Here is a 23,652-nt window from a genome sequence, read left to right as displayed (position 1 = left end):
ATTCTCTTATTTAATATCTTCCCTATTAAATATTAAATAATCATACTTTACCTAACCTATAACAATAATCTTTCCTTTTTCAAGGGATTCTTTCATATTAATTATTCTTTGATTAGAAGAACCCTTAAATTTTAACATTAGACTTTTTTTATCTAATTCAAATCTTCCATCAACTAATATATCTGTAGTATAAAATAAATCTCTCCACCCTGGAACTAAATCTAATTTTTCTAAAATTTCTTCATAGATATATCCTGTATAGGTCATTACATTTAAGCCCAATTTTTTAACTTTTTTAGCTAAAATAGCAAAACTTTCTGCTTGTTCAAAGGGATCGCCACCACTTAGCGTTATACCATCTAATAATGGGTTTTCATTTATTAAATTTATTATGTCATCTATCTTCATAAACTTGCCTCCCTCAAGAGAATGGCTTTCTGGATTATGGCAACCTGGGCAATGATGTCTACATCCTTGCCCAAATACTACTAATCTTATTCCTGGACCATCTACTATAGATTCTTCTACTATTCCAGCCACCTTTATATATGTCTTCATATAAGACACCTCTTATTTATGAGAGCAGGAAAAATGTTTCACTCTATCATTTTCCTCAGCTCTTTTTGCATTATTAAACCTATCTAGTGTTCCTACAAGATACCCAGTTATACGGCGAATTCTTTGGAACTTTATATCTCCTTCCTCTCTTCCACATTTAGGACATGTATCTCCTATAATACCTGTATATCCACATACTGGATCTCTATCTACAGGATGATTTATAGAACCATATCCAACTCCTGATTCTTTCATTGCCCTTACTATCTTTTCGAAAGCTTCAAGATTTTCAGTTGGATCTCCATCTAGTTCTATATAGGTAATATGTCCTCCATTAGTAAGTTCATGATAAGGAGCTTCTGTTTTAATCTTATGGAAAGCATTAGTTTCATAATATACTGGTACATGGAAACTATTTGTATAGTATTCTCTATCTGTAACTCCTTCAATATCTCCAAAAACTTTCTTATCCATTTCTACAAACCTACCTGCAGTTCCTTCTGCTGGAGTAGCTATAAGAGAAAAATTCATATTATATTTTTGACTTGCTTCATCCATTCTCTTACGCATATGTCCTATTATTTCTAAACCTAATTTTTGAGATTCTTCTGATTCCCCATGATGTTTACCTGTTAAAGCTTTTAAACATTCTGCAAGACCAATAAATCCTGCAGTAAGAGTGCCATGTTTTAAAACTTCCCTTACTTCATCTTCTCTATCTAATTTATCGGAATCTAGCCAAACACCTTGCCCCATCAAGAAAGGATAGTTCTTTACCTTTTTACGAGCCTGAATTTCAAATCTTTCTACTAATTGATTTACGACTAAATCTATAGTTTCATCTAATTGTTCAAAAAATAAATCAATGTTTTTCTCACTTTTCAAAGCTAATCTTGGAAGATTAATAGTAGTAAAACTTAAATTTCCTCTTCCATATATAATTTCCTTAGAAGGATCATATACATTAGCTGCTACCCTAGTCCTGCATCCCATATATGCTATTTCTGTTTCAGGATGACCTGATTTATAATACTGTAGATTATAAGGTGCATCTATAAAAGAGAAATTAGGAAATAATCTTTTTGCACTTACTCTACAGGATAATTTAAATAAATCATAATTTGGATCTCCTGGATTATAATTTATTCCTTCTTTAACCTTAAATATTTGAATAGGAAATATTGGTGTCTCACCATTTCCAAGGCCAGCTTCTGTAGAAAGAAGAAGATTTTTCATAACCATTCTAGCCTCTGGTGAAGTATCAGTTCCATAATTTATAGAACTAAAAGGTATTTGTGCTCCTGCTCTGCTATGCATTGTATTTAAATTGTGAATAAGGGCCTCCATGGCTTGATAAGTTTTTCTATCCACTTCTTTAATGGAGTTTTTTTCAACAAAGTCCTGTATTTTATTAACTAAAGACTCATTCTTTAGAAAATCTGATATAGAATTTTTTTGAAAAAAATTCAAAAGGTATTTCTTCTCTAATTTTTTATATTCTTCATTCTCTTCTAAAGTGGGAATTAATCCATGTTCTTCTTCTATTTTCTCAAATATATCCATTAAATCTGATTCAGAGTCTTTTCCTACTACAAAGGATATAGACTTAACTAAATTTTGTCTATAGATCTTTTTATAAGTCTTCTTCACTCCTGGAGCCATTGAATAATCAAAATTAGGTATACTCTGGCCTCCATGTTGATCGTTTTGGTTTGATTGTATAGCAATACAAGCTAATGCTGCATAGCTTTGTATATCCTTTGGTTCTCTCAAGTATCCATGACCTGTACAAAATCCACCTTTAAATAAATTTAATAAATCAATTTGACAACAGGTAGTAGTTAATGTTAAAAAATCCAAATCGTGTATATGTATATCTCCATTTTTATGGGCATGAGAATGATCTGGATTTAGTATGAATAGATCATAAAATTGTTTTGCTCCCTCAGAACCATATTTAAGCATAGTTCCCATAGCTGTATCTCCATCTATATTTGCATTTTCTCTCTTTAAATCATTGTCTTTGGCTTCTTTAAAAGTTAGATCTTCATACACCTTCATAAGTCTATTGTCCATTTCTCTAGCTTTGGTTCTATCTGCCCTGTAGAGAATATATTCCTTTGCAGTTTGTGCATGACCATATTCTATAAGTACTTTTTCAACTATATCTTGAATATCTTCAACACCTGGTATTTCTCCTGTATGGTCTTCTTCTAGACATATTGCCACTTCTTCAGCCAATTTTAATGCAGTATCATAATTTTGACCTCCAACAGCTTGAGCTGCTTTAAAAATTGCATTTGCAATTTTTTCTATATTAAATGGCACCTCTCTCCCATCCCTTTTTTTAATCTTTGTAATCATATAATTTGCCTCCTTGTTATATTTGCCCTTTTATTTTTTATTTTTTGTGATAAACTATATTAGTGTATCTTTTAATTATATGGAATTTACTACATATTGTTATTATATGATAACAGATTACCATATATTGTGTCAATGTGCTTTTAAAATATTTTTACCATTTTAGTCAACTATATCCTATATATGTCATTAAAAAAGAGAACCCTTTTCGGTTCTCTTCATTGTTTTAACTTAAAAAGCTATAACTATTCCCCCATCATTAGCATAAACAGAGCTAAGTCCTGCCATTTCTACAACTATAATATCCTTAAAATTATATCTTTTACTTATTTCATCTTTAAGTTTAATTGCTCTTTCTTCTGCATTACAGTGAGAAATTCCGAGAATTTTATTTTCAAAATTATTTCCCTCTTCTCCTATTATATCTACCAATCTTTTAAAAGCCCTTTTGGTTCCTCTTATTTTATCCACTAGTTTAATATTGCCATCTTTATCTGAACCCATAATTGGTTTTATAGATAAAATAGAAGCAATATGTCCTGCAATTTTAGTCATTCTTCCGCCCTTAATTAAATTATCTAAATTTTCTAAGATGAAAAAAGTCTTTAGTCCATCAATATACTCCTCTACTTTATTAACTATATCTAATTTATTATATTGTTTTTGTATAAGTTCAAATATCTTCATGGTGATCAATGTTTCTCCTATTGAAGCTGTTTTAGAATCAAATACATGTATAAACTTTTCCATATTGTCTGCAATAATATTTTTAGCAAGTATAGCAGCATTATAAGTCCCACTTAATTGAGAAGACAATGTTACTACAAAAATATTATCTTTTTTTTCATATTCTTTTAGAAAATCTCCAGGAGATGGACTAGATGTTCTCACATGATCTTTACTATTTTTCATATCAGTTAGTAATTTAGATACATCTAGATTTTCATCATCTACAAGAGATTTGTCATCTATATTGATTTTTAATGGTACTAATCCTATGTTCATTTGTTCTTTTAACTCTTCATTTAAGTCACAGCTACTATCACTAACTATTTTGTATTCCATTACTTCACCCCATCCTGTTTTAGTTAACGTGTCTTCATACTATCATTAATAATGTTAACTTACAATAGGAAGATTATTAATTATATATATTTAAAATCAAACATAGTCTAATTTCTAACTATGCATCCAAATTTATATGACAATAGCCTCCTGGATTCTTCTTTAAATAATCTTGATGATATTCTTCTGCATCATAAAAACAAAGAAGGGGTTTTATCTCTGTAACAATAGAGTCATTATACTTTTTCTGTTCTTCTTTTAAAGTTTTTTCAATAGTTGGAAAATCACTTTCATCTATATAATATATACCTGTCCTGTATTGATGTCCTATATCTGGACCTTGTTGATTCAATAACGTAGGATTTATTATCTTCCAAAATTTATATAATAATTGTTCTAAAGAAACTATATCTTCATCATACTTTACATAACAAGCTTCCGCATGACCAGTCATTCCTGTACACACTTCTTCATAACTAGGATTTTTTACTCTACCATTAGCATATCCTACCTTTGTCTCTTTAACCCCATCAATTCTGGATATATACTCTTCTACTCCCCAAAAACAACCTCCTGCCAAAACTATTTCCTTCATATATATCACCTCATACTTAGTATACCCATATTAACTAAAAGTTAAGGCTACTAAAAATAAATTAGTTAAACAAACTAACTAACCACGGTGCTAAAAAAACAGTCATAAGTCCTGCAACACTTATAGATAAAGATCCCATAGCTCCTTGAACTTCTCCTAATTCCATAGCCCTAGCTGTTCCTAATGCATGAGCTCCATTGCCTAATCCTATTCCTTGAGCTATTTCATTTTCAATTTTAAATATTTTATATATATAGGGACCTACTATATTTCCAACAATTCCTGTAATAACTGTTACCGCCATTGTTAAACTAGGTACTCCCCCTATTTCTCTAGATACCTCCATAGATATAGCTGCAGTTACAGATTTAGGTATAAGAGACAACACTATAATTTCATCTAGTCCAAATAATTTACTTAAATAGTATATGCTTATTATAGCTGTCAATACACCTACAAATATTCCTACTAAAATAGGCAAACTATTTTTTTTAAGGTTTTCAATTTGCTTATATAACGGCACTACAAGAACTACAGTAGCTGGTCCCAATAAAAAGCTTATTATGCTTCCACCTTTATTATAAGTTTTATAATCAATATTAAAAATCAATAGAAAACTTATAATGATTGTTACAGAAATAAGAAGAGGATTGAAAAAACTTATTTTAGTTTTTTTATTTATAAATACTCCTATTTCAAAAGCTAAAATAGAAATCAAAACTCCAAATATAGGTGTATCAATATATTTAGTCATTTCCTCCATCTCCCTTCTGTAGTCTTTCCAATGCTTGTACTATAAATCCAGTAACTCCTATAACTATAATAGTTGACAATATAGTAACCATTAAAATTGGAAGCCATTGCTGTTTAATATGTTCTGATGAGGAGATTATCCCTACTGCTGCTGGTATAAAGAAAAAAGTTATATTTTCTAACAGAAACTTACTTACATCTTCTATCATATCAACTTTTATAACTCCTATAATAAGGCATATTAAAAGAACTACCATTCCTATAATAGTCCCTGGGATAGGCAATCCTATAATATTTTCAAGCATATGTCCCATAAGAAGTACTCCAAATATTATAACTAATTGTCTAAAGATTTTCATATAAATATTCCCCCTCTTAATCTAAAAAATAAAGAGTTTCTGCATATAATTTATTCTTACCCAAGAATACAATTCTTAAAATTATTAAAAAATTAAGGAAGAGGGATAGACTTTCTAAAATATATTTATTATGCTAGTAGCATAATAAATATATTTTCTAACTTACATACTTTCAGTTACATTTCTAACCCATTTCTTAGAAATAAGTCTAGGTACACCGATAGCAGCTTTTACTACTTCTTCTAATGATACTAATGCTACAACTATATGTACTGGTAATTTTAAAAATAATGCTCCTAGAAAAGCCATAGGTACTCCTACTAACCATACTGCACCTAATTCTAGAAATAGTGAAAACTTTGTGTCACCACCACCCCTTAATACACCTACTATCATAGTTCCATTAAACATCTTTAAAAAGAAAACTATTCCAATTACCTTAAGAGTTCTTTTAGCAATTTCATATACTTCAGGAGTTAATTTTCTAAAAAGTTTAAGTACTATTCCTGATGAGAAAAACAGTCCAATCCCAAGAACAACTCCAGTCATAGTAGCTATCATTAAAAATCTTTTTGAATACTCAACTACTAATTCTTCCTCCTTAGCACCTATTTTATTTCCTACCATTACAGTTGCTGAATTAGCCAATCCCCTTGAAATCACCATAAATATATTTTGCACAGTAGTAGCTATTTGAACTGCTGCTATAGCCTCTTTACCTATTCTTGCATAGGCTATAGAATACATAATATTTCCTAAAGCCCAAATTGCTTCATTTAAAATAACAGGATAGGTAGTTTTTATATATTTTATAAAAAAATTCTTCTCCCAACTAGTTAATTCTTTTATACTTGCTGACAAAACCCCTCTCTCTGAATAAATAGCATATAATATGAATCCTAGCTCTACTATTCTAGCTATCAACGTTCCATATGCAGCCCCTTTAACTCCTAGTCTAGGTAAACCAAATTTCCCAAATATAAGTAAATAATTAAAAAAAGTATTCGTTACAAAAGATATAGCACTAACTACCATAGGCATCCTAGCCTGTCCTATACTTCTAGCAGCTACACTATAGGAAAAACCAATAGCTGTTATAATATAGCTCAAAGATACTATCTTTAAATAATCTGCACCTAGAACAACAACTTCTGCATCCTTAGTAAATATTTTCATTAAAAATTCAGGCATGAAAAAAGCAGCAATAGTGAAAACTATTCCAACTATACTACCTAAACAAATTGCTAATCCTAGTATTTTTCTTATATTCTTAATATCTTCCTTTCCCCAAAATTGAGATATAAATATAGACGAACCACTATTTATGCCAAATACTATAAGCATATAAAAGAAAAATACTTGATTAGCTAATCCAACTGCTGCTATACTAGCATCCCCTAGACTACTAATCATCAATGTATCTACCATGTTTAGAGAAGAAGTAATTAAATTTTGAAGTGCAATAGGAAGAGCAATACTTATCATTGCTTTAAAAAACACTTTATCATTCCACATAGTTTTATCCATGTGACTCCCCCTTTACAAATTATTCTACTATAAAAGATAACTCTAACAATTCTATCATATTATTATATATATGTGAACTATAGAAACTATAGTTATTTTTTATCAAAGAAGTATATAAAGTAGGAAAAGTGAAAATCTTCAATATTGACTATGAAAAGTTAAACAAAATATTAATAACTAGGGCTTTTGACCCTAGTTATTAATATCTTCATATATGAAATTGTGGATTTCCTTTTCTGTTTTTTCTAAATCGGTAACTAAATACCATACCTCACCTATAAATTGTCCATGACTATGTTCATCTTTAGGAAATCTATTTTGTTCTAAAGTTCTAATATTATTAGTTAAACCATAACTTCCAAGCTTAACTATATCCATTTTTGAAAAACTTGTTTCTACATAAGGGAAAACACTATCTACTACTTCTGGATACTTAGTTATTCCTATGTTCTTTCCCTTATCAAATATCTCCTGCATAACTCTTCTTTGCCTTTCTGTTCTTTCATAATCTCCATTTCCTATTTTTCTTATTCTACTATAAGCAAGGGCTTGTTTACCATTTAAATGGTTCATTCCAGTCCCTCCAATTGAACTACCTTGGACATTTTTATTTATTTCATTTACCTCCGATTGATTTAGTTCAATATCTACTCCTCCTATAGTATCAACAACTTTTTCAAAGCTATCAAAATTTACAAAAGCATAATCTCTAATATTTAAATTAAAATTTTCATTTATTGTTCTAATAGCTAACTCTGGTCCTCCATATGCGTAGGCATGATTGAGCTTTGTCATACCATGACCATGTATATCTACATAAGTATCTCTCATAATTGAAGATAATTTTAACTTTTTATGAGTTTTATCAATACTTAGTATCATTATAGAGTCAGATCTTGATACATCTTTTTCATTTCTTCCATCTCCACCAAATAAAGCAATATTTATTACTTCTTTATTCTTTTCATCATTTTTTTTGGATTTTATACCTAAGTCTTTATCTTTTTTAGATATCTTCACAGTCTTAATATCGTTTAAATAAGAGTATCCATACAAGAATACGCCCAATATTAAAGCAAGTACTACTACTATTATTATATTTCTTTTTTTCTTCATTTTCCCCGCTTCTAGTTCTAAAAAATCAATGAACCAGAAGATTCACCACCCTTTCTTTACTTTATTACCTAACATATAGTATATATTTCTACAAAACTTATTTGATTCCTCTAATTATATCTTATATATGACTAAAAAGGAAGTACATAAATAGACTTCCTTTTTAATTTATATTGGATTCCTCCATATTTTCATATATAAAATCATGAATTTCTTTTTCTGTTTCATCTAAATCTGTTACTAAATACCATATATCACCTATGAATTGACCTTCACTATGTTCATCTGTAGGAAATCTATTTTGCTCTATGCTTTGTATATTGTTAGTTAAAACATAAGTTCCCAGCTTCATTATTTCTGTTTTTGAAAGACTAGTTTCCACATAAGGTAAAATACTATCTAGTATTTTTGGATATTTTGTTATATCTACATTTTTACCTTTTTCAAATAATTCATTTATTACCCTTCTTTGTCTTTCTGTCCTTTCAAAATCTCCTCCACCTACTTTTCTTATTCTAGAATATGCTACTGCTTGTTCACCATTTAAATGATTCATTCCAGAGTTTTTAATTAAAATAGGTTTTGTTTTTTTAAGTTCTGCTATTTCTTTTATACATCTATTTATTTCTTTAACTTCCATATCTTTTATATCTACATCAACTCCACCTACAGCATCCACTAACTTTTCAAAACTGTAGAAATCGACAAAAGCATAATCCCTAATATTCAAATTAAAATTTTCATTTATTGTTCTAATAGCTAACTCTGGTCCTCCATATGCATAGGCATGATTCAACTTCGTTTTACCATGTTTATGAATATCTACATAGGTGTCCCTCATAATTGAAGATAATTTTACTTTTTTATGAGCCTTATCTATACTTAAAACCATTATTGCATCCGAATGGACTACATCTCCTTCTTTCCTACTATCTCCTCCAAATAAAGCTATATTTATAACTTCCCTTCCATCTTCTTCATCTTTTATACCTAAGTCTTCATTTTTTTTAGAAATACTAACTGTTTTAATATTATTTAAATGAGCATTTACATAAGCAAAACTTGCTAAAACTGCAATGCCTATTAAAATTAATACTCTTTTAAATCTTCTTTTTTTTATCATCTTCTTTTTATTGGTTTTTTCCCTTCTAGAGCCCATTTATAGCCTCCTGGTCTAAGGTTTGAAATTCATACCCTTGTTTTTTCAAATAATTAATAATACCTGGCAAAGCCTGCACTGTAGTTCTTTTAGCTCCTGCATCATGCATAAGTATTACAACCTTATTCTTACCTTGAGTTGTCTGCACCACTCTTTGTATTAAATTACTGCTTGGAATATTATGCCCCTCTGCATCTCCATTTAGAGCATTCCAATCTATATGAGCAATACCTTTCTTATCTAAAGCATCTTTAAAAGGTTGTTTCTTTTTTTCAAAGGAACCTCCTGGAAATCTAGAAGCACTGCTATGAAAATCATTTCCTAAAATATTCTTTAAAACATTTTCGCATTTATCCATATCTGTTAAAAAATTGTTTACATTGGCATATATATATTTATAGTTATGAGAATAGGTATGATTCCCAATAGCATGTCCACTATTATGTTCCCTTTTTACTAGATCAGGTTTTTTTTCTGCTGATGAACCAATTACAAAAAAAGTTGCCTTTACATTGTAATTATCCAATATATCTAATATCTGGGGCGTAACATTAACCGATGGACCATCATCAAAAGTTAAATAAGCTACTTTTCTACCATCATCAGGAACTTTTTTTTGTTCTTCTACTTTATTATTTCCTTTTTCATTTATATCTTTAGATTTTTTATTATCTTTCTCACTGCCTTTTTCTGTATTTTTACTTTCTTTTCTATCTTCTTCCTTCTTTTTTTCTTTTTCTTGCTTTTCTATCTGTTTTTTATCTAATTTTGACTTTTGTTCTTTTTTATCCAACTCTTCTCCACTGGCTGTCTTTGAAGTTAATTTTTCGCCAATACTTTTCCCAATTCCTACAAAAGCCACAAATACAACTAAACACAGTACAATAAAATTTATTCTCCTAGCCCTTCTACTCAATTTATATTTCTTTTTTCTAGGTATCCTAAATCTGTCTTGTTTTCTCAATATGTCTCACCCCATATCTTATTTCTATTCTTAATATATAATACTATCTTTTTCTTCTCTATAAGTTACGAAAAAATTACAAAATAAGATAAACTGAGACAATTTTAATGTAGTCAAAAAATGAAAAATCGTCTATATACAAGAGTTTTTACCATATTAAATATAGACGATTTTTCATAATATGAAAAAACATTCATGACTTTAGTCTCATAAGATTTATAAATCTATCTCATTAAGTATATCTCTCAATTCTTTTAATTCCTCTTTTGTAAATGTAACTCCCTTCCCCATTTTTTCATGTTCTGGAGCCCAATCTCTTAGATCGTATTTTGGTTCTCTATTATTCCAGCTAATAAGATTCAATTCTTTTGTCCAACCTTTAGGTGATTCTGAAATATTTCCTATATGTTCTTTAATATCATATTTAAAACCTGCCATAAAAACCTCCTATTATTTCATTAAAAGTCATTTCTAATTTATTTTACCAAAATAAAAATATAACTTCACTATTCAATATCCATATTATCATCACACCATTGACACATAATTAAAGACTCTCCTATTTTCATGGAATGTAAACTTATAGACAATTATGAAATTGAAAGTGAAGATAATTTCATATTTAAAATATTGAATATCTATGTAAATAAAAATATACTAGATTCTTCTGAAAAATTAGGCTATGAAAAAGTAAAACCTATATTATTTGAGATGCCAAACAAGTCTTATATTGAATCTGGGAATATAGTTGGAAAGTGTTGGAGTGATGGCAATAAATATAAAAAAATAGGCTCAAACTTTTAGCTAATTAGAACAAGTCTAAAAAAATTATCTTTTTATGACATTTTTAGACCTGTTCTATATTTTATTCAATATTATCAAGACCATCTAAACTTTTCTCTAAATCTCCTGATAAAGCATTAGAAAATTCTTTATCTAAATCTATTAACCATTCTTTGTCTTTTTTCACCAATTTGATTTTTACTGTATTTTCTGCCATTGGTAATTTATCTTTATTGATTTTATTTATAAAAGTCTCTTCTATTTCCTTTTGAGTAGCTTCTTCATCAAAATTATCTTCTGCATTTTCATTGAAAGCTTCATTAAATGCATCTTCAAGTAATTTTGGAATTACTTCCATTATAGTATCTTCCATTGCACTACCTAGATCTGGTGATTTAATCTTTGTTTCTACTTTTGCATTATCCCCTTCTATTTCTGTGCTTAAAATTTCATACTCTAACTTGGAATATGCATTTATCATAGCTTGTTCAAATTCATCTTTTAAAATAAATTCATGTTCTTCATTTTTCTCTTTACCTTCTAATAAATATTCATCTAAATTTCCTAGCTCACCACTTTTTATAGCATTTAGATAAGATTCTACAGTATCTTGAGGATGGTTTTTAACACATCCAGTCATACTAATAGTTAAAAATGCAATTAAAAATACTGAAATTACTTTTTTCATCTAATTAGGCCCCACCTTCTATTTTATTTTTATTTCTCATATATTAACTTTCGACATCTTCCTCTTATTTCCTCTTTTAATCTATGCTATTTCTTTTTTGAATTTTTCTTCCAAGTTAAAAACTATTAAAACAATGTCATTTTTCTTTGACAATACTATGGCATCTTTATGTTGTAAATACAATAGTTGTAGTATAAAGTCTAATACAGGGACAATAAATATTAAAGTTATGTCAAAAGGGGTGCACCTATGTTAATTTTGACTATTAGGCAAAAAGATATTTTAAAAGATATTTTAGATAAGCAAAAAATTAATATTAATGATGTAGCTAGAAAAAATAAAGTATCATCTAGAACTATATATAGAGATATTGAAAAAATTACCGAAGAATTGTCCTTATTAAACATGTCCTTGACTAAAGAAAAAAATAAATATCTTATAAAGGGATGCCAAGATAATTTATTAGAGCTAGAACATATAATTTCCAACAACTATCATGAACTAACTCCTATAGAAAGGAAAAAATTAATACTTGCGGAGTTGCTAACTTCTAAAGAACCAATAAAGCTAGATTATTTTGCTAAGAAATTTAATCTTACTGCCCCTACAATTAGCTACTATCTAAACGATATAGAAAGGTGGATAAAAAAAGACAATATTTTTATAGTTTCAAAACCAGGAGTAGGTGTAAAAATAGAAGGCAGTGAAAAAAACATAAGAAAAGCAACTACAAACTTTATATATGAAAATATAGAACTAGATTCTATAATGAAGTATGTACATGAGGATTATAATGAAAGTAAAAAAAATTTAAAAGACAGTAAATTATTAGATCTACTCGATTTAGAAGTTATATCACAAATAGAAAAATCTATTATAAAATTACAACAAAAATACAACTATCCTATACTTGATAAGGTATATATAAATCTGACTATACATATTGCATTAGCAATAAAAAGGATAGAATCAGGAGAAGAGATTGTACTAGATACGGATACCTTAAATAATCTAAAAAGCACTAAAGAGTTTGAAATGGCAAAAACTTTAACTAAATATATTGAAGAGGCTATAAACATTAGTCTACCAGAGGATGAAATAGGATATATTACAATGCACCTATTAGGATTAGATTATAAAAGTTCTCATGATATGAAATATAAAGCTTTTATCGAAAAAATAGTCTCCACAATTATTAGAGAAGCCAATAAAATATTCCATATAGACTTTTTTCAAGATGAAATATTAATAAATGGTTTAACCAATCATCTTATGTATACAATGTTTAGAATTAGATCTAATTTGACTATTAGAAATCCTATGATAAAGGAAATAAAAGAAAAATATAGTTTACTATTTGAAAAAACTCAAAAAATAATAAAGGTTGTTGAAAGCAAATATAAAATAGATATTCCAGAAGATGAAGTAGGATATATAACCATTCACTTTGGTGCTGCTATTGAAAGAATAGGAAACAATTTTAAAGTATATAATGTTGTAGTTGTGTGTTCTAGCGGTATAGGATCATCACAGATGTTACTTTCAAAATTAGAAAATTTTCCTCAATTAAATATTTTAAAATCTTGTTCCTTAGTAGAGTTAGAAAATGTAATAAAAAATAATAAAATAGATTTAATTATATCTACTATTCCTTTATCAAATTTAGATGTAAAAACTGTAGTAATAACACCACTTTTATTAGATGATGATATACGAAAAATAGAACAAAAATTAAGTATTCCTAATCTTCTTAATATTCAATCTAATAATGAGTATAAACCCAATGGCAAAAGAAAAAGCCAATTAAAAAATCTTGCTATATATGGAGCCAATATTATAGAAATTCTAAATAATACTGATATGATAGTACACAAATCAAAAGACACTAAAAATATTATAGAGGAACTATTAGATATTCATTGTACAAATAAGAAAATAACTAAATATGAGAAAAATAAAATATTAAAGGCATTAATAAAAAGGAATCAATTAGCTCCAATTATACTACCCAACAAAAAATTTGTATTATACCATTTAGCTACTGATTATGTAAATGAAATATTAATAACTGTAGGAAAATTTAAAAATTTAGTTGATATGAAAAACATATTAGGTAAAAACGAACCAATTTCTACATCCTTTTTATTAATTGCTCCTAAAAATAAAAAAAGTATTGAAACTTTAGGAGATCTTTCCTCAGCCATAATTGAAGATGATAAATTTGTTGAAGAACTGCACAACTCTAAAAATAAAAAAGAAGTGCTTATGTCCTTAGAGAATACTTTACTTTTTAAATATTATAAAGAAATAAGGAGAGTGATATATTGAATCTAGATAAAAAAATAAGTATTTCTCAATTTCAAATAAAACTTTTTACAATGCTTTTAACTATTGTATGGCTAGGAATAGGTATTTACACTTTATTTAAATATGATTATAAGATTGGGGTACCCATGATAATTTTTAGTTCTATGTTTTTGATAGTTTTTAAACTTATTCAAAAATATTCCACAAAAATGCTTAAAATCTATAATAACAATTTAGAAAATAAGGGAGGAAAATAATATGAAAGCTATTATATTATGTAGCTGGGGCGCTACATCTAGTAGTTTAGCTAAAAATGTAAATGATGAAGCAAAAAAACAAAATATAGATTTGGAAGTAGATGCAGGAAGTACAATAGATTTTAAGAAAAAAGCCAATAATTACGATGTAGCTTTATTAGAACCTCAAATACGCCATCTTAAAAAAGAAATTGAAGAAATAGGTGAAAAACATAATGTAAAAATTGATTTAATAGATATGCAAGCCTTTGCCACTTTTAATGGTAAAAAAGTATTAGATCAAATACTAAATCTATTTAAAAAATAAGATTGGAGGTATAAAAATTGAAAAATAATTCTTTTATGGGTTGGATGGAAAACAAACTTATGCCAATATTAGCTAAAATTGCACAAAATATTTATCTACAATCAATCAGAGATGCTTTTGCAGTATTTGCGTTGCCAGTAATAATTACTGGAGCTCTTTTTTTAATTATTGCTAATCCACCTGTTGCAATAAAATGGGGCTTCATACAAGCATGGGCTAAAGCTATAGAACCTATTCAAGGGCAAATATTGATACCTTTTCAATTAACTTTCGGATTGATGTCTTTGATGGTAGCTTTTGGAACTGCCTATAGTTTAGCATCTAGATGGGATTTAGACGATACTATTGCAGGTATTATATCAATGCTATCCTTTTTAATAGTTAGTTTCCCTGCAACAGATATTACTAAAATTCCTTTTGGAGAGATATTAGATTATTTAGGAGGTCAAGGATTATTTGTCGCCATATTAGTAGGTATTGCTACTACTTGGATTATTAAAATATTTACTCAAAAAGGTTTAGTATTCGAAATGCCTGCAGGTGTTCCACCTTATGTAACAAGAACCTTTAGATCCTTAATCCCATTTTTCGTAACAACTACATTGTTCTGGGTTATTGGGTGGATAGTATGGTCTAATTTCAATGTTACACTCCCCCAATTGATACTGGATTTATTTAAACCAATAGTCGCTGTTTCTGATAGTTACCCTGCTGCCTTAGCTCAAATCGTTTTAATGATGCTTCTATGGTCTTTAGGAATACATGGTATGAATGTAGTATCATCAGTAGCCTATCCATTCTGGATGACTCAACTAGCTGCCAATGCTGAAGCAGCAGTATCTGGTCAAGCCTTACCAGGTATTGTTACAGAACCTTTCTTCCATATGTTTGCCCACATAGGTGGTTCTGGGTTAACTTGGCCTCTGGTAATAATGTTCTTACTGTCTAAATCAGAACAGTTAAAAAACATTGGAAAAACTTCTTTAATACCTGCAATTTTCAACATAAATGAACCTGTAATATTTGGGGCACCTTTAGTGCTAAATCCAATAATGTTTATACCATTTATATTGGCACCAGCTGTATCCACAACTATAAATTATATTGCTTTTGCTACAAATCTTGTTCCTAGAACTATTATACAACCACCTTTTACAGTACCAATATTCTTAGGTGGAATAATAGCTACAGGTAGCTGGAAGGGAGCATTGTTACAATTAATAAATTTAATAATTGCTAGTTTTATATACTATCCCTTCTTTAAAACTTATGAATCACAGCTAGTGAAAAATGAAATGGAAGTAAAGGCAAATTCTAACTAGATAAGGTACTACTTAGGAGGTAAACCATATGACTGAAAAAAGTTTAAATTTAGAAGAAATCGTATTCAATTTAGTCCTTCATGCTGGAAACGCTAGAGCTAAAGCTTATGAAGCACTAGATGCGGCAGAAGAAGGAAAATTTGAAAAATCTGAAAAACTATTATATGAAGCAGATGAAGAATTCACACAAGGGCATAAATATCAAAGTTTATTGATACAAGGAAAAATTAGCGAACAGCCAAGTTTCTTAATAATTCATTCTCAAGATCATCTAATGACTGCTATGGCAGAAAAAAATTTAATAAAAAGATTTATAAAAATATATAAGAAATTAGACAAGAATAACTAAAAAATATAGTCCAATATTGGACTATATTTTTTAGTTATTCTTGTCTATCTTTAAGCTTTTTCACTGATTCTACCAAGGCTTCAGTAGTTTTGGTTTCTATCACTACAGTTAAATTATTCTCTTTAGCAAATTTTAGCCTTTCATCTAATGGAATAGTTCCTGTAAAAAGAACTTGATGATCACTTTTTCTATCATAATCATGAAAATGCATATGTTTAACTTTCTGAGGATTCTTTAAATATATTTTTTCCATTTTATATCCCCACATAGCATCATGACCTATATCCCAAGTAAAATATACTTTAGGAATATTGCAAAGACTTTCATAAGCTTTTTCTACAAATTTGTGTACTTGCATATTTTCTACACATATTTTTATTCCTAAAGGTTCAGCAATATCTCTTATTTGTACAATAGAACCTAAAAATTTCTCATAAAAAAACTTTTCATTCTTTTCATATACAAAAATTTTTTCATGAGGCAACGTAAAATATACTCCCGGGTTTAAATGAAGATTTATTTTCTCTACTCCAAACTCAGCTCCCCATCTAGCAATAGATTGAAACAATCTTATATTAGCTTGTCCTATTTCTTCATAAAAATATCCAAAATCTATATCTTCAGGAAAATGAATGGTAAATTCTATATCATACTTATTTTTTAACTTTGATAATTCTTTTGATGATATATACTCAGGCATACAATAGGGTAAATTCATATTTAACTCTATAAAATCCAGACCTAATTCTTTACATAAAATAATATTATCAATAATATTATCTTTTTCTATTAATGTTGGCATTCCAAGTTTACAACCCATATTAATTCCCCCATATAATTTATAGTATCATCAAATATTATTTTATTATGATATGTATTTAGTACATCCTCTAATAATAAAAAGTGAATTTTTAATTTTTCTCCTCATGGTTTTTATATCCCTTTTAATTCTACTCATATAATTCCTCCATACCCAAACTTCAATCTGTGATATTCATACAAAATTACCTAAAGCATAGATTCAATTAGCAAACATATTTTCAGTATTTATACCCACATGATTAACCTTTTATTTTTATAAAGCATAAATTTTTATCTTATTTTATCTATTATTCTAAAACATTCTTCTATCTAAGCTAGTTTTGTTTTTTAGGTTATTACTTTATATAAAAGATGTTGGGAGAATTTAAAACTTAAAGTTATTTTAGTAGACAAAGAAATTAATTTTAAGTAACTAGATTAAAATAAATGCTCTTTTCTATTTTAGCATTACATCTATTTTACCAGAAAAGAGCACTTACTTAACTTTAAAATAATATATTAATTATTAAATGTCTAATACTATAAAATAAATTTTACCATCTTGAAAATATAAAATTTAGGCAAAAGGACAGTTTTAAGATACCTCTACATCTTCAAATTGACTATTATAAAGTGAAGAATAGAATCCATCTTTTGATAATAGATCTTCATGGCTACCTTGTTCTATAATATCTCCGTCTTTCATAACCAGAATTAAATCTGCATCTTTTATAGTTGAAAGTCTATGAGCAATTATAAAGGCTGTTTTACCTTTCATAAGATTTTCCATAGCTTTCTGGATAAGTATTTCAGTCCTAGTATCTACAGAAGATGTAGCTTCATCCAATATTAGCACCTTAGGATCTGAGAGAATTGCCCTTGCTATAGTAAGAAGCTGTTTCTGCCCTTGAGATATGTTACTTGCCTCTTCATTTATAACCATATTATAGCCATCTGGCAAAGTCTTTATAAATCTGTGAGCATGAGCTAATTTTGCAGCTCTAACTACTTCTTCATCTGTGGCATCCAGCCTTCCATATCTTATATTCTCCATTATAGTACCACTAAAAAGCCATGTATCCTGTAAAACCATACCAAAATTCTTTCTTAAATCGCCTCTGGAAAAATCTTTTATATCATGTCCATCAAGAAGGATTCTACCTTCATTTAAATCATAAAATCTCATAAGAAGTTTAACTATAGTAGTTTTTCCTGCTCCAGTAGGTCCAACAATAGCAACTTTTTGCCCTACTTCAATGTCTTGAGAAAAATCATTTATTATTATCTTATTTTCATCATAACCAAACTTGACATTTTCAAAAGTTACTCTCCCACCTATTTCTTTAAGTTTAACACGACCTTGAGATTCCTTTATTTCCTCCTCTTCATCTAAGAATTCAAATACCCTTTCTGCTGCAGCCATAGTAGATTGTAATACATTACTTATTTGGGCTACTTGAGTTATAGGCTGGGTAAAACTCCTTATATATTGAATAAAAGAAAGTATATCTCCTACTTCTATAGTTCCTCTTATAGCAAGCCAACCTCCCAAAATTGAAACTCCAACATATCCTAAATTGCCAACAAAACTCATAATAGGCATCATCATCCCTGATAGAAATTGAGCCTTCCAAGCAGAATCATAAAGTTTTGCATTAATATCTTCAAATTCTGAAACTACTTGTTCCTTGGCATTAAAAGCACTCATTATATTGTGTCCAGCATATACTTCTTCTATATGTCCATTAACTTCTCCAAGGGATTGTTGTTGTGTTTTAAAATATTTTTGACTTCTTTTAACTACAGCCATTACTATAACCATTGATATAGGTAAAATCAAAAGTGCAACAATAGTCATCTGCCAACTTATAGATAACATCATAATGAGTACACCTACTAAAGTAGTAGCAGATGTTATTATTTGGCTTAAACTTTGATTTAAGGATTGACTTATTGTATCTACATCATTGGTCACCCTTGATAATACATCACCATAACTAACTGAGTCAAAGTATTTAAGAGGCAACTTGTTCACTTTTCGAGAAATTTCTGTTCTTAAATTATAGGATACCTTTTGAGAAACTCCAGTTACTATAAAACCTTGTATATAAGAAAATAATGCAGATAGTACATACAATCCTATTAGAGTTAAAATTATGTTTCCTATATAATTAAAGTCAATTCCTTTGCCACCAGATACCTTTGATATTAATCCTTCAAATATTTTAGTTGTTGCTTTTCCTAATATTTTGGGACCTGCTATTGAAAAAACTGTACTTCCTATAGCAAAGATTATTACAATAGCTAGTTTGATTCTATAAGGCTTTAAATAATTGAGAAGTTTAGAGAAAGTTCCTTTAAAATCTTTTGGTTTCTCAAACTTTCCTCCCATATGTCCATGACCTTTTGGTCCTCTATTTCTATTATTGGTTTTACTCATATACAAGTTCCTCCTCTGATAGCTGGGATAAGGCAATTTGCTTATAAACTTCACAATTTTGCAATAATTCCCTATGATTTCCCATTCCTACTATTTTTCCTTCATCTAAAACAATAATCTTTTCTGCATCTTTTATTGTATTTATTCTCTGAGCTATTATTAACATAGTTCTATTTTTAATTTCTCCTTTAATTGCCTTTCTTAATAAAGCATCTGTTTTAAAATCAAGAGCTGAAAAACTATCATCAAATAGGAGTATCTTTGGTTTCTTAACCAATGCCCTTGCAATTGAAAGTCTTTGCTTTTGACCTCCCGATACATTTCCTCCTCCTTGAGCTATATTAGACAGTATACCTTTTTCCTTTCCTTCTATAAGTTCTTTTGCTTGAGATATTTCTACAGCCTTTAATACATCTTCATTATTTACATTCAAGTTTTTTCCATACTTTAAATTGCTTTCTATAGTACCTGTAAATAATACTCCTTTTTGAGGAACATATCCTATGTTTTCTCTTAAATCTTCAAGAGTAATATCTCTAATATCTACACCATCAAAAAGAATTTCTCCATCTGTAACATCATAAAATCTAGGAATTAGATTAATTAAAGTAGATTTACCACTCCCTGTACTTCCTATAAAAGCAGTAGTTTCTCCAGGTCTTGCAATAAAGTTTATATCTTTAAGGACATATTCTTCTGCCCCTGGATATTTAAAGCTAACATTCTTAAATTCAACTAATCCTTTTATATCATTATTAAATTTTCTTGGATTTTGAGGATCTTTAATTATTATATCTTCGTCTAATACTTCTGCTATCCTCTGTGCTGATACTGAAGCCCTTGGAAGAATCAAAGAAACCATAGATATCATAAGGAATGACATAATTATCTGCATTGCATATTGAATAAATGCCATCATATCTCCAACTTGTATAGTAGCTTTATCTATTTCATGAGCCCCTACCCATACTATTAATAATGTTATAACATTCATAATTAGCATCATAGTTGGCATCATTATAGTCATCAATCTTGAAACAAATAAATGGGTTTTTGTTAAATTCTTATTTGCATTATCAAATTTCTTTTCTTCAAATTTCTGTGTATTAAAAGCCCTTACAACCATTATTCCATTAAGAGATTCTCTCATTACAAGATTTACTTTATCAACAAGTTTTTGAACTTTTTTAAACTTTGGCATAGCAATCATAAAAAGAGTTGTTACAAGAACAAGAATAGCTATAACTCCTACTGCCACTATCCACGCCATAGAAGTATTTGTATTAAGAGCCCTTATTACTCCACCAACTCCAAGAATTGGAGCATAAAATACTAGTCTTAATAACAGCATTACAAATACTTGTACTTGTTGTATATCATTAGTACTCCTAGTTATTAAAGATGCAGTCGAAAAATTATCAAACTCTGGAGATGAAAAAGAAGTAACTTTTTTAAATACTTTATCTCTTAAATCCCTACCAAGAGAAGCAGAAACTCTTGCAGCTAAAAGTCCTACAATTACTGAAGCTACCATTCCTATTAGAGCAATAAGTAACATTATTCCTCCTGTAGATTGAATATAATTAGATTGAATTTTATTCATATCTATTCCTATAGTTTCATATTCAAGTTTTATATAATTTATAGCAGATTGAGTTATCATAGTATCTGGAATACTTTTAAATTGTTTATCTATTTCACTTTTCATAGTGTCAAATTCCTTTTTAGGTAAATTTTTAAGCACTATAAAAGGATCAGTACCTTCTGGAAATTTTTCAAAAGGATTTTCTATCTTGTTTCTATCACCTGAAGTAATACCTTGAGGTGTACCTTTTTCTATACTATATTTAGTAAGTATAGCCTTTCCTAAAAAAGAGTTCATCTTTTCAATATCTTCTTTATTTGACGTATTTAATATATAGAGACTCTCTTTTTCTAATGCCTTGTACTTCTTAGAATAATTATTATATTCCTTTTCATTTAAATTTTCTTTATTTATTAATTTATAGTTATTATCTATTAAATTATTTTCTTCTTCATTTAAAAATAACTTTATTTTTTCCATTTCTGCAGCTCTAATTACTTGTGGTACAGCATTGTCTATCCCATTTTGTTGTATTCCTATATTAACTATATTTGACATATAATCAGGAAGAGCAAGATCTGTCATCGCCTGAACAAATAATAGAGCTATTATTATCAATATAAATATAGTAAAAGGTTTAAGCTGTTTTAAAATATTTTTCATCATTTTCCTCCCTAAATTAAACTTGATTAACTTTTACAGCCTTTTTATTTCATATCAAGTGCATTATTAAGATTTTCCCTTATTTGCATAAATAACCTTCTAAGAATTATCCTTTCTTCTATCGTAATATTCCTAAACATTTCTTCTTCAACTCTATTCATTACTCCAATTGCCTCATTACATATTTCTTTCCCTTTTTTTGTAATGTATACTCTAGTTATTCTCTGATCTAATTCATCTTTCCTACGTGTTACTAAACCTGAATTCTCCATTCTTTTTAACATTACTGTTATAGTAGAAGACTTTATTTGCAATTTATCTGCTAATTCCTTCTGACTTTGACCATCTTTTTCATTTAAAATAAAAAGCATAGGTGGCTGACCAGGATAAACACCTACTTCTTCAAGAAGTACATGGGTACGATAATAATGGAGTCTTAATATTTCTAAAAATACATAATATAAGGAATCTTTATCTACTTTGTTCATATTTACCTCCTATATATTTACTTAGACGGCTAAGGATATAAGTAATAATACCACCATCTTATAGTCTAGTCAATACAAATATTATTATAATTTCTTGAAATATTTTCTACTAGTCCGCTAAATGATTATTATGTAAAAAAAATTTAATAAATATAAATATTATAAAAAAATAAGGCCATATTTTGGCCCTAAAATTTCATGATTTCTATAAGTACAATTGTATTACATATATTTAATTATCATAAACCTTTTAAGTTATATTCCTTATTGAAATTCTATTTTATTTACAAGCATAGCTGGTATTGTTATATTTCCACCCATTGTTGATTTATAAGTTATTAGTCCTGATGAAATTCCCATTACTGTAATAATATCATCCTCAAGAATTCTTTCTGTTGTTATTTCATCACTATATGTAACAAGAAGTATTGTATCATAGTTTGAATCAACAGCTAATCTCAGCTGTGTTTCTCCTTCTCCTTCAATAACTTGTACTACTTTACCTGAAAATTTTGCTTTCTTTCCTATAAAATCATCAGGTGTTCTGGCCAACTGATTATAAGTTATACCAGTATCATACCCTTTTTTCTCTTCTTCTTCTTGTTTTTTACGTTCTGCCTCTTCTTTTTCTTTCTTTTCTTTTTCTTGCTTAGCTTTAATAGCTTCCGCCTTTTTTTCTTCCTCAGCTCTTTCAACCTCACTTAAATCAAAGAAAGGTTTTGCTTCATCTACCTTTTCCTGCAATTTCTTATTTTCTGTTTCTAGTGTTCCCTTCTCCGTCTCCAATGTTTTTATCTTTTTCTCTTGTGTTTTTAATTCTTTTGACAACTTGTCCACTTCATCCTGCAAACTGCCTCTTGCAATTGAAGGTATAATAATGAATACTAAAAGTATACCTCCGATAATTTTAACCCACTTATTACTGAAAAACTTTTTCATTATATCTTACCCCCATTAATTTTTTATAAAATCCTACACCTCAATCTTATCTTATATTTCATTTATCACATAGGCCATTTTTGGTATATATACCAAAAATGGCCTATGTGATAATCTCTATAGTAAAAAACAATATGGGGCTGTTTCAAAATAAAAAGCCCATAAAAGTAAAACAGGCCGAAGAGCGGTAGCTCTTCGACCTGTTTTTTAGTATAATTTATCTGCAATGAAATCACATACTAAAATTAATTATAAAGCAAAAA

23 protein-coding genes are annotated in these 23,652 nt (G+C 28.6%); 6 read left to right on the top strand and 17 right to left on the bottom strand.

Annotation, left to right across the window (positions count from 1 at the left end; genetic code table 11):
* Positions 1–51: 51 nt before the first annotated feature.
* The 11 genes from nrdG to NSA23_RS13070 form a co-directional block, all read right to left on the bottom strand.
* On the bottom strand, positions 52–558 hold the full coding sequence (nrdG, locus tag NSA23_RS13120; RefSeq protein ID WP_042682700.1) for an anaerobic ribonucleoside-triphosphate reductase activating protein: 507 nt from the start codon (positions 556–558) through the stop codon (positions 52–54).
* A 12-nt stretch (positions 559–570) separates the two neighbouring features.
* Positions 571–2,922, bottom strand: a complete 2,352-nt coding sequence (locus NSA23_RS13115) for an anaerobic ribonucleoside triphosphate reductase (RefSeq protein ID WP_042682702.1) — start codon at positions 2,920–2,922, stop codon at positions 571–573.
* A gap of 231 nt (positions 2,923–3,153) precedes the next feature.
* Positions 3,154–3,987, bottom strand: a complete 834-nt coding sequence (locus NSA23_RS13110; protein ID WP_042682705.1) for a DegV family protein — start codon at positions 3,985–3,987, stop codon at positions 3,154–3,156.
* A gap of 118 nt (positions 3,988–4,105) precedes the next feature.
* Positions 4,106–4,582, bottom strand: a complete 477-nt coding sequence (msrA, locus tag NSA23_RS13105) for a peptide-methionine (S)-S-oxide reductase MsrA (protein ID WP_042682707.1) — start codon at positions 4,580–4,582, stop codon at positions 4,106–4,108.
* A gap of 61 nt (positions 4,583–4,643) precedes the next feature.
* Positions 4,644–5,336, bottom strand: a complete 693-nt coding sequence (locus NSA23_RS13100; protein WP_042682709.1) for an LrgB family protein — start codon at positions 5,334–5,336, stop codon at positions 4,644–4,646.
* Positions 5,329–5,694: a CidA/LrgA family protein gene (locus tag NSA23_RS13095; protein WP_042682711.1), complete on the bottom strand. Its 366-nt coding sequence runs from the start codon at positions 5,692–5,694 to the stop codon at positions 5,329–5,331. Before NSA23_RS13095 ends, NSA23_RS13100 begins: the two co-directional genes overlap by 8 nt.
* Positions 5,695–5,856: 162 nt before the next feature.
* Positions 5,857–7,221 carry an MATE family efflux transporter gene (locus tag NSA23_RS13090; RefSeq protein ID WP_042682713.1) on the bottom strand — a complete coding sequence of 455 codons (1,365 nt, stop codon included), beginning with the start codon at positions 7,219–7,221 and terminating at the stop codon, positions 5,857–5,859.
* A gap of 192 nt (positions 7,222–7,413) precedes the next feature.
* Positions 7,414–8,337 (bottom strand): LCP family protein, encoded by a 924-nt coding sequence (locus tag NSA23_RS13085; protein WP_042682715.1) that lies wholly within the window; start codon positions 8,335–8,337, stop codon positions 7,414–7,416.
* Between the two features lie 163 nt (positions 8,338–8,500).
* Positions 8,501–9,496, bottom strand: a complete 996-nt coding sequence (locus NSA23_RS13080) for an LCP family protein (RefSeq protein WP_042682718.1) — start codon at positions 9,494–9,496, stop codon at positions 8,501–8,503.
* Positions 9,486–10,460 carry a polysaccharide deacetylase family protein gene (locus NSA23_RS13075; RefSeq protein ID WP_050069842.1) on the bottom strand — a complete coding sequence of 325 codons (975 nt, stop codon included), beginning with the start codon at positions 10,458–10,460 and terminating at the stop codon, positions 9,486–9,488. The genes NSA23_RS13080 and NSA23_RS13075 overlap by 11 nt, the downstream gene beginning before the upstream one ends.
* Positions 10,461–10,676: 216 nt before the next feature.
* Positions 10,677–10,898 (bottom strand): YdbC family protein, encoded by a 222-nt coding sequence (locus tag NSA23_RS13070; RefSeq protein ID WP_042682719.1) that lies wholly within the window; start codon positions 10,896–10,898, stop codon positions 10,677–10,679.
* A gap of 129 nt (positions 10,899–11,027) precedes the next feature.
* Here NSA23_RS13070 and NSA23_RS13065 point away from each other — a divergent pair, with 129 nt between their 5' ends.
* Positions 11,028–11,264: a hypothetical protein gene (locus tag NSA23_RS13065; RefSeq protein WP_050069843.1), complete on the top strand. Its 237-nt coding sequence runs from the start codon at positions 11,028–11,030 to the stop codon at positions 11,262–11,264.
* A 61-nt stretch (positions 11,265–11,325) separates the two neighbouring features.
* On the opposite strand, the gene NSA23_RS13060 is transcribed toward NSA23_RS13065, so the two are convergent.
* Positions 11,326–11,931 (bottom strand): DUF4878 domain-containing protein, encoded by a 606-nt coding sequence (locus tag NSA23_RS13060; protein WP_042682720.1) that lies wholly within the window; start codon positions 11,929–11,931, stop codon positions 11,326–11,328.
* A 249-nt stretch (positions 11,932–12,180) separates the two neighbouring features.
* Here NSA23_RS13060 and NSA23_RS13055 point away from each other — a divergent pair, with 249 nt between their 5' ends.
* From NSA23_RS13055 to NSA23_RS13035, 5 genes are read left to right on the top strand one after another with little or no spacing between them, the layout of a single operon-like run.
* Positions 12,181–14,259, top strand: a complete 2,079-nt coding sequence (locus tag NSA23_RS13055) for a BglG family transcription antiterminator (RefSeq protein WP_042682721.1) — start codon at positions 12,181–12,183, stop codon at positions 14,257–14,259.
* Positions 14,256–14,495, top strand: a complete 240-nt coding sequence (locus NSA23_RS13050; protein WP_042682722.1) for a hypothetical protein — start codon at positions 14,256–14,258, stop codon at positions 14,493–14,495. Before NSA23_RS13055 ends, NSA23_RS13050 begins: the two co-directional genes overlap by 4 nt.
* A gap of 1 nt (position 14,496) precedes the next feature.
* The gene (locus tag NSA23_RS13045) at positions 14,497–14,802 is read left to right on the top strand and encodes a PTS sugar transporter subunit IIB (RefSeq protein ID WP_042682724.1); all 306 of its coding nucleotides are present in this window, start codon (positions 14,497–14,499) and stop codon (positions 14,800–14,802) included.
* 17 nt (positions 14,803–14,819) lie between these two features.
* Complete coding sequence (locus tag NSA23_RS13040) at positions 14,820–16,124, top strand: PTS sugar transporter subunit IIC (protein WP_222704797.1); 1,305 nt, start codon at positions 14,820–14,822, stop codon at positions 16,122–16,124.
* Between the two features lie 28 nt (positions 16,125–16,152).
* Entirely contained in the window at positions 16,153–16,473 is a 321-nt protein-coding gene (locus tag NSA23_RS13035) for a PTS lactose/cellobiose transporter subunit IIA (RefSeq protein WP_042682727.1), read from the top strand.
* Between the two features lie 34 nt (positions 16,474–16,507).
* Here NSA23_RS13035 and NSA23_RS13030 read toward each other — a convergent pair whose 3' ends face one another.
* From NSA23_RS13030 to NSA23_RS13010, 5 genes are all read right to left on the bottom strand, one after another.
* Complete coding sequence (locus NSA23_RS13030) at positions 16,508–17,293, bottom strand: sugar phosphate isomerase/epimerase family protein (RefSeq protein WP_042682729.1); 786 nt, start codon at positions 17,291–17,293, stop codon at positions 16,508–16,510.
* A gap of 576 nt (positions 17,294–17,869) precedes the next feature.
* Positions 17,870–19,714, bottom strand: a complete 1,845-nt coding sequence (locus NSA23_RS13025; RefSeq protein ID WP_042682732.1) for an ABC transporter ATP-binding protein — start codon at positions 19,712–19,714, stop codon at positions 17,870–17,872.
* Complete coding sequence (locus NSA23_RS13020; RefSeq protein ID WP_042682734.1) at positions 19,707–21,962, bottom strand: ABC transporter ATP-binding protein; 2,256 nt, start codon at positions 21,960–21,962, stop codon at positions 19,707–19,709. The genes NSA23_RS13025 and NSA23_RS13020 overlap by 8 nt, the downstream gene beginning before the upstream one ends.
* A gap of 44 nt (positions 21,963–22,006) precedes the next feature.
* Positions 22,007–22,450 (bottom strand): MarR family winged helix-turn-helix transcriptional regulator, encoded by a 444-nt coding sequence (locus NSA23_RS13015; protein WP_042682737.1) that lies wholly within the window; start codon positions 22,448–22,450, stop codon positions 22,007–22,009.
* A 264-nt stretch (positions 22,451–22,714) separates the two neighbouring features.
* Complete coding sequence (locus NSA23_RS13010; RefSeq protein ID WP_042682739.1) at positions 22,715–23,389, bottom strand: hypothetical protein; 675 nt, start codon at positions 23,387–23,389, stop codon at positions 22,715–22,717.
* Positions 23,390–23,652 lie beyond the last annotated feature (263 nt).

It is taken from the genome of Anaerosalibacter massiliensis (assembly GCF_024623155.1).
Classification (GTDB): domain Bacteria; phylum Bacillota; class Clostridia; order Tissierellales; family Sporanaerobacteraceae; genus Anaerosalibacter; species Anaerosalibacter massiliensis.
This window is presented reverse-complemented; position numbering and strand designations above follow the sequence as displayed.

Bases quoted from the DNA above. Each gene is read 5' to 3' on its own strand.
- nrdG (WP_042682700.1), bottom strand. From the start codon at position 558: ATGAAGACATATATAAAGGTGGCTGGAATAGTAGAAGAATCTATAGTA.
- NSA23_RS13115 (WP_042682702.1), bottom strand. From the start codon at position 2,922: ATGATTACAAAGATTAAAAAAAGGGATGGGAGAGAGGTGCCATTTAAT.
- NSA23_RS13110 (WP_042682705.1), bottom strand. From the start codon at position 3,987: ATGGAATACAAAATAGTTAGTGATAGTAGCTGTGACTTAAATGAAGAG.
- msrA (WP_042682707.1), bottom strand. From the start codon at position 4,582: ATGAAGGAAATAGTTTTGGCAGGAGGTTGTTTTTGGGGAGTAGAAGAG.
- NSA23_RS13100 (WP_042682709.1), bottom strand. From the start codon at position 5,336: ATGACTAAATATATTGATACACCTATATTTGGAGTTTTGATTTCTATT.
- NSA23_RS13095 (WP_042682711.1), bottom strand. From the start codon at position 5,694: ATGAAAATCTTTAGACAATTAGTTATAATATTTGGAGTACTTCTTATG.
- NSA23_RS13090 (WP_042682713.1), bottom strand. From the start codon at position 7,221: ATGGATAAAACTATGTGGAATGATAAAGTGTTTTTTAAAGCAATGATA.
- NSA23_RS13085 (WP_042682715.1), bottom strand. From the start codon at position 8,337: ATGAAGAAAAAAAGAAATATAATAATAGTAGTAGTACTTGCTTTAATA.
- NSA23_RS13080 (WP_042682718.1), bottom strand. From the start codon at position 9,496: ATGGGCTCTAGAAGGGAAAAAACCAATAAAAAGAAGATGATAAAAAAA.
- NSA23_RS13070 (WP_042682719.1), bottom strand. From the start codon at position 10,898: ATGGCAGGTTTTAAATATGATATTAAAGAACATATAGGAAATATTTCA.
- NSA23_RS13065 (WP_050069843.1), top strand. From the start codon at position 11,028: ATGGAATGTAAACTTATAGACAATTATGAAATTGAAAGTGAAGATAAT.
- NSA23_RS13060 (WP_042682720.1), bottom strand. From the start codon at position 11,931: ATGAAAAAAGTAATTTCAGTATTTTTAATTGCATTTTTAACTATTAGT.
- NSA23_RS13055 (WP_042682721.1), top strand. From the start codon at position 12,181: ATGTTAATTTTGACTATTAGGCAAAAAGATATTTTAAAAGATATTTTA.
- NSA23_RS13045 (WP_042682724.1), top strand. From the start codon at position 14,497: ATGAAAGCTATTATATTATGTAGCTGGGGCGCTACATCTAGTAGTTTA.
- NSA23_RS13035 (WP_042682727.1), top strand. From the start codon at position 16,153: ATGACTGAAAAAAGTTTAAATTTAGAAGAAATCGTATTCAATTTAGTC.
- NSA23_RS13030 (WP_042682729.1), bottom strand. From the start codon at position 17,293: ATGGGTTGTAAACTTGGAATGCCAACATTAATAGAAAAAGATAATATT.
- NSA23_RS13025 (WP_042682732.1), bottom strand. From the start codon at position 19,714: ATGAGTAAAACCAATAATAGAAATAGAGGACCAAAAGGTCATGGACAT.
- NSA23_RS13020 (WP_042682734.1), bottom strand. From the start codon at position 21,962: ATGAAAAATATTTTAAAACAGCTTAAACCTTTTACTATATTTATATTG.
- NSA23_RS13015 (WP_042682737.1), bottom strand. From the start codon at position 22,450: ATGAACAAAGTAGATAAAGATTCCTTATATTATGTATTTTTAGAAATA.
- NSA23_RS13010 (WP_042682739.1), bottom strand. From the start codon at position 23,389: ATGAAAAAGTTTTTCAGTAATAAGTGGGTTAAAATTATCGGAGGTATA.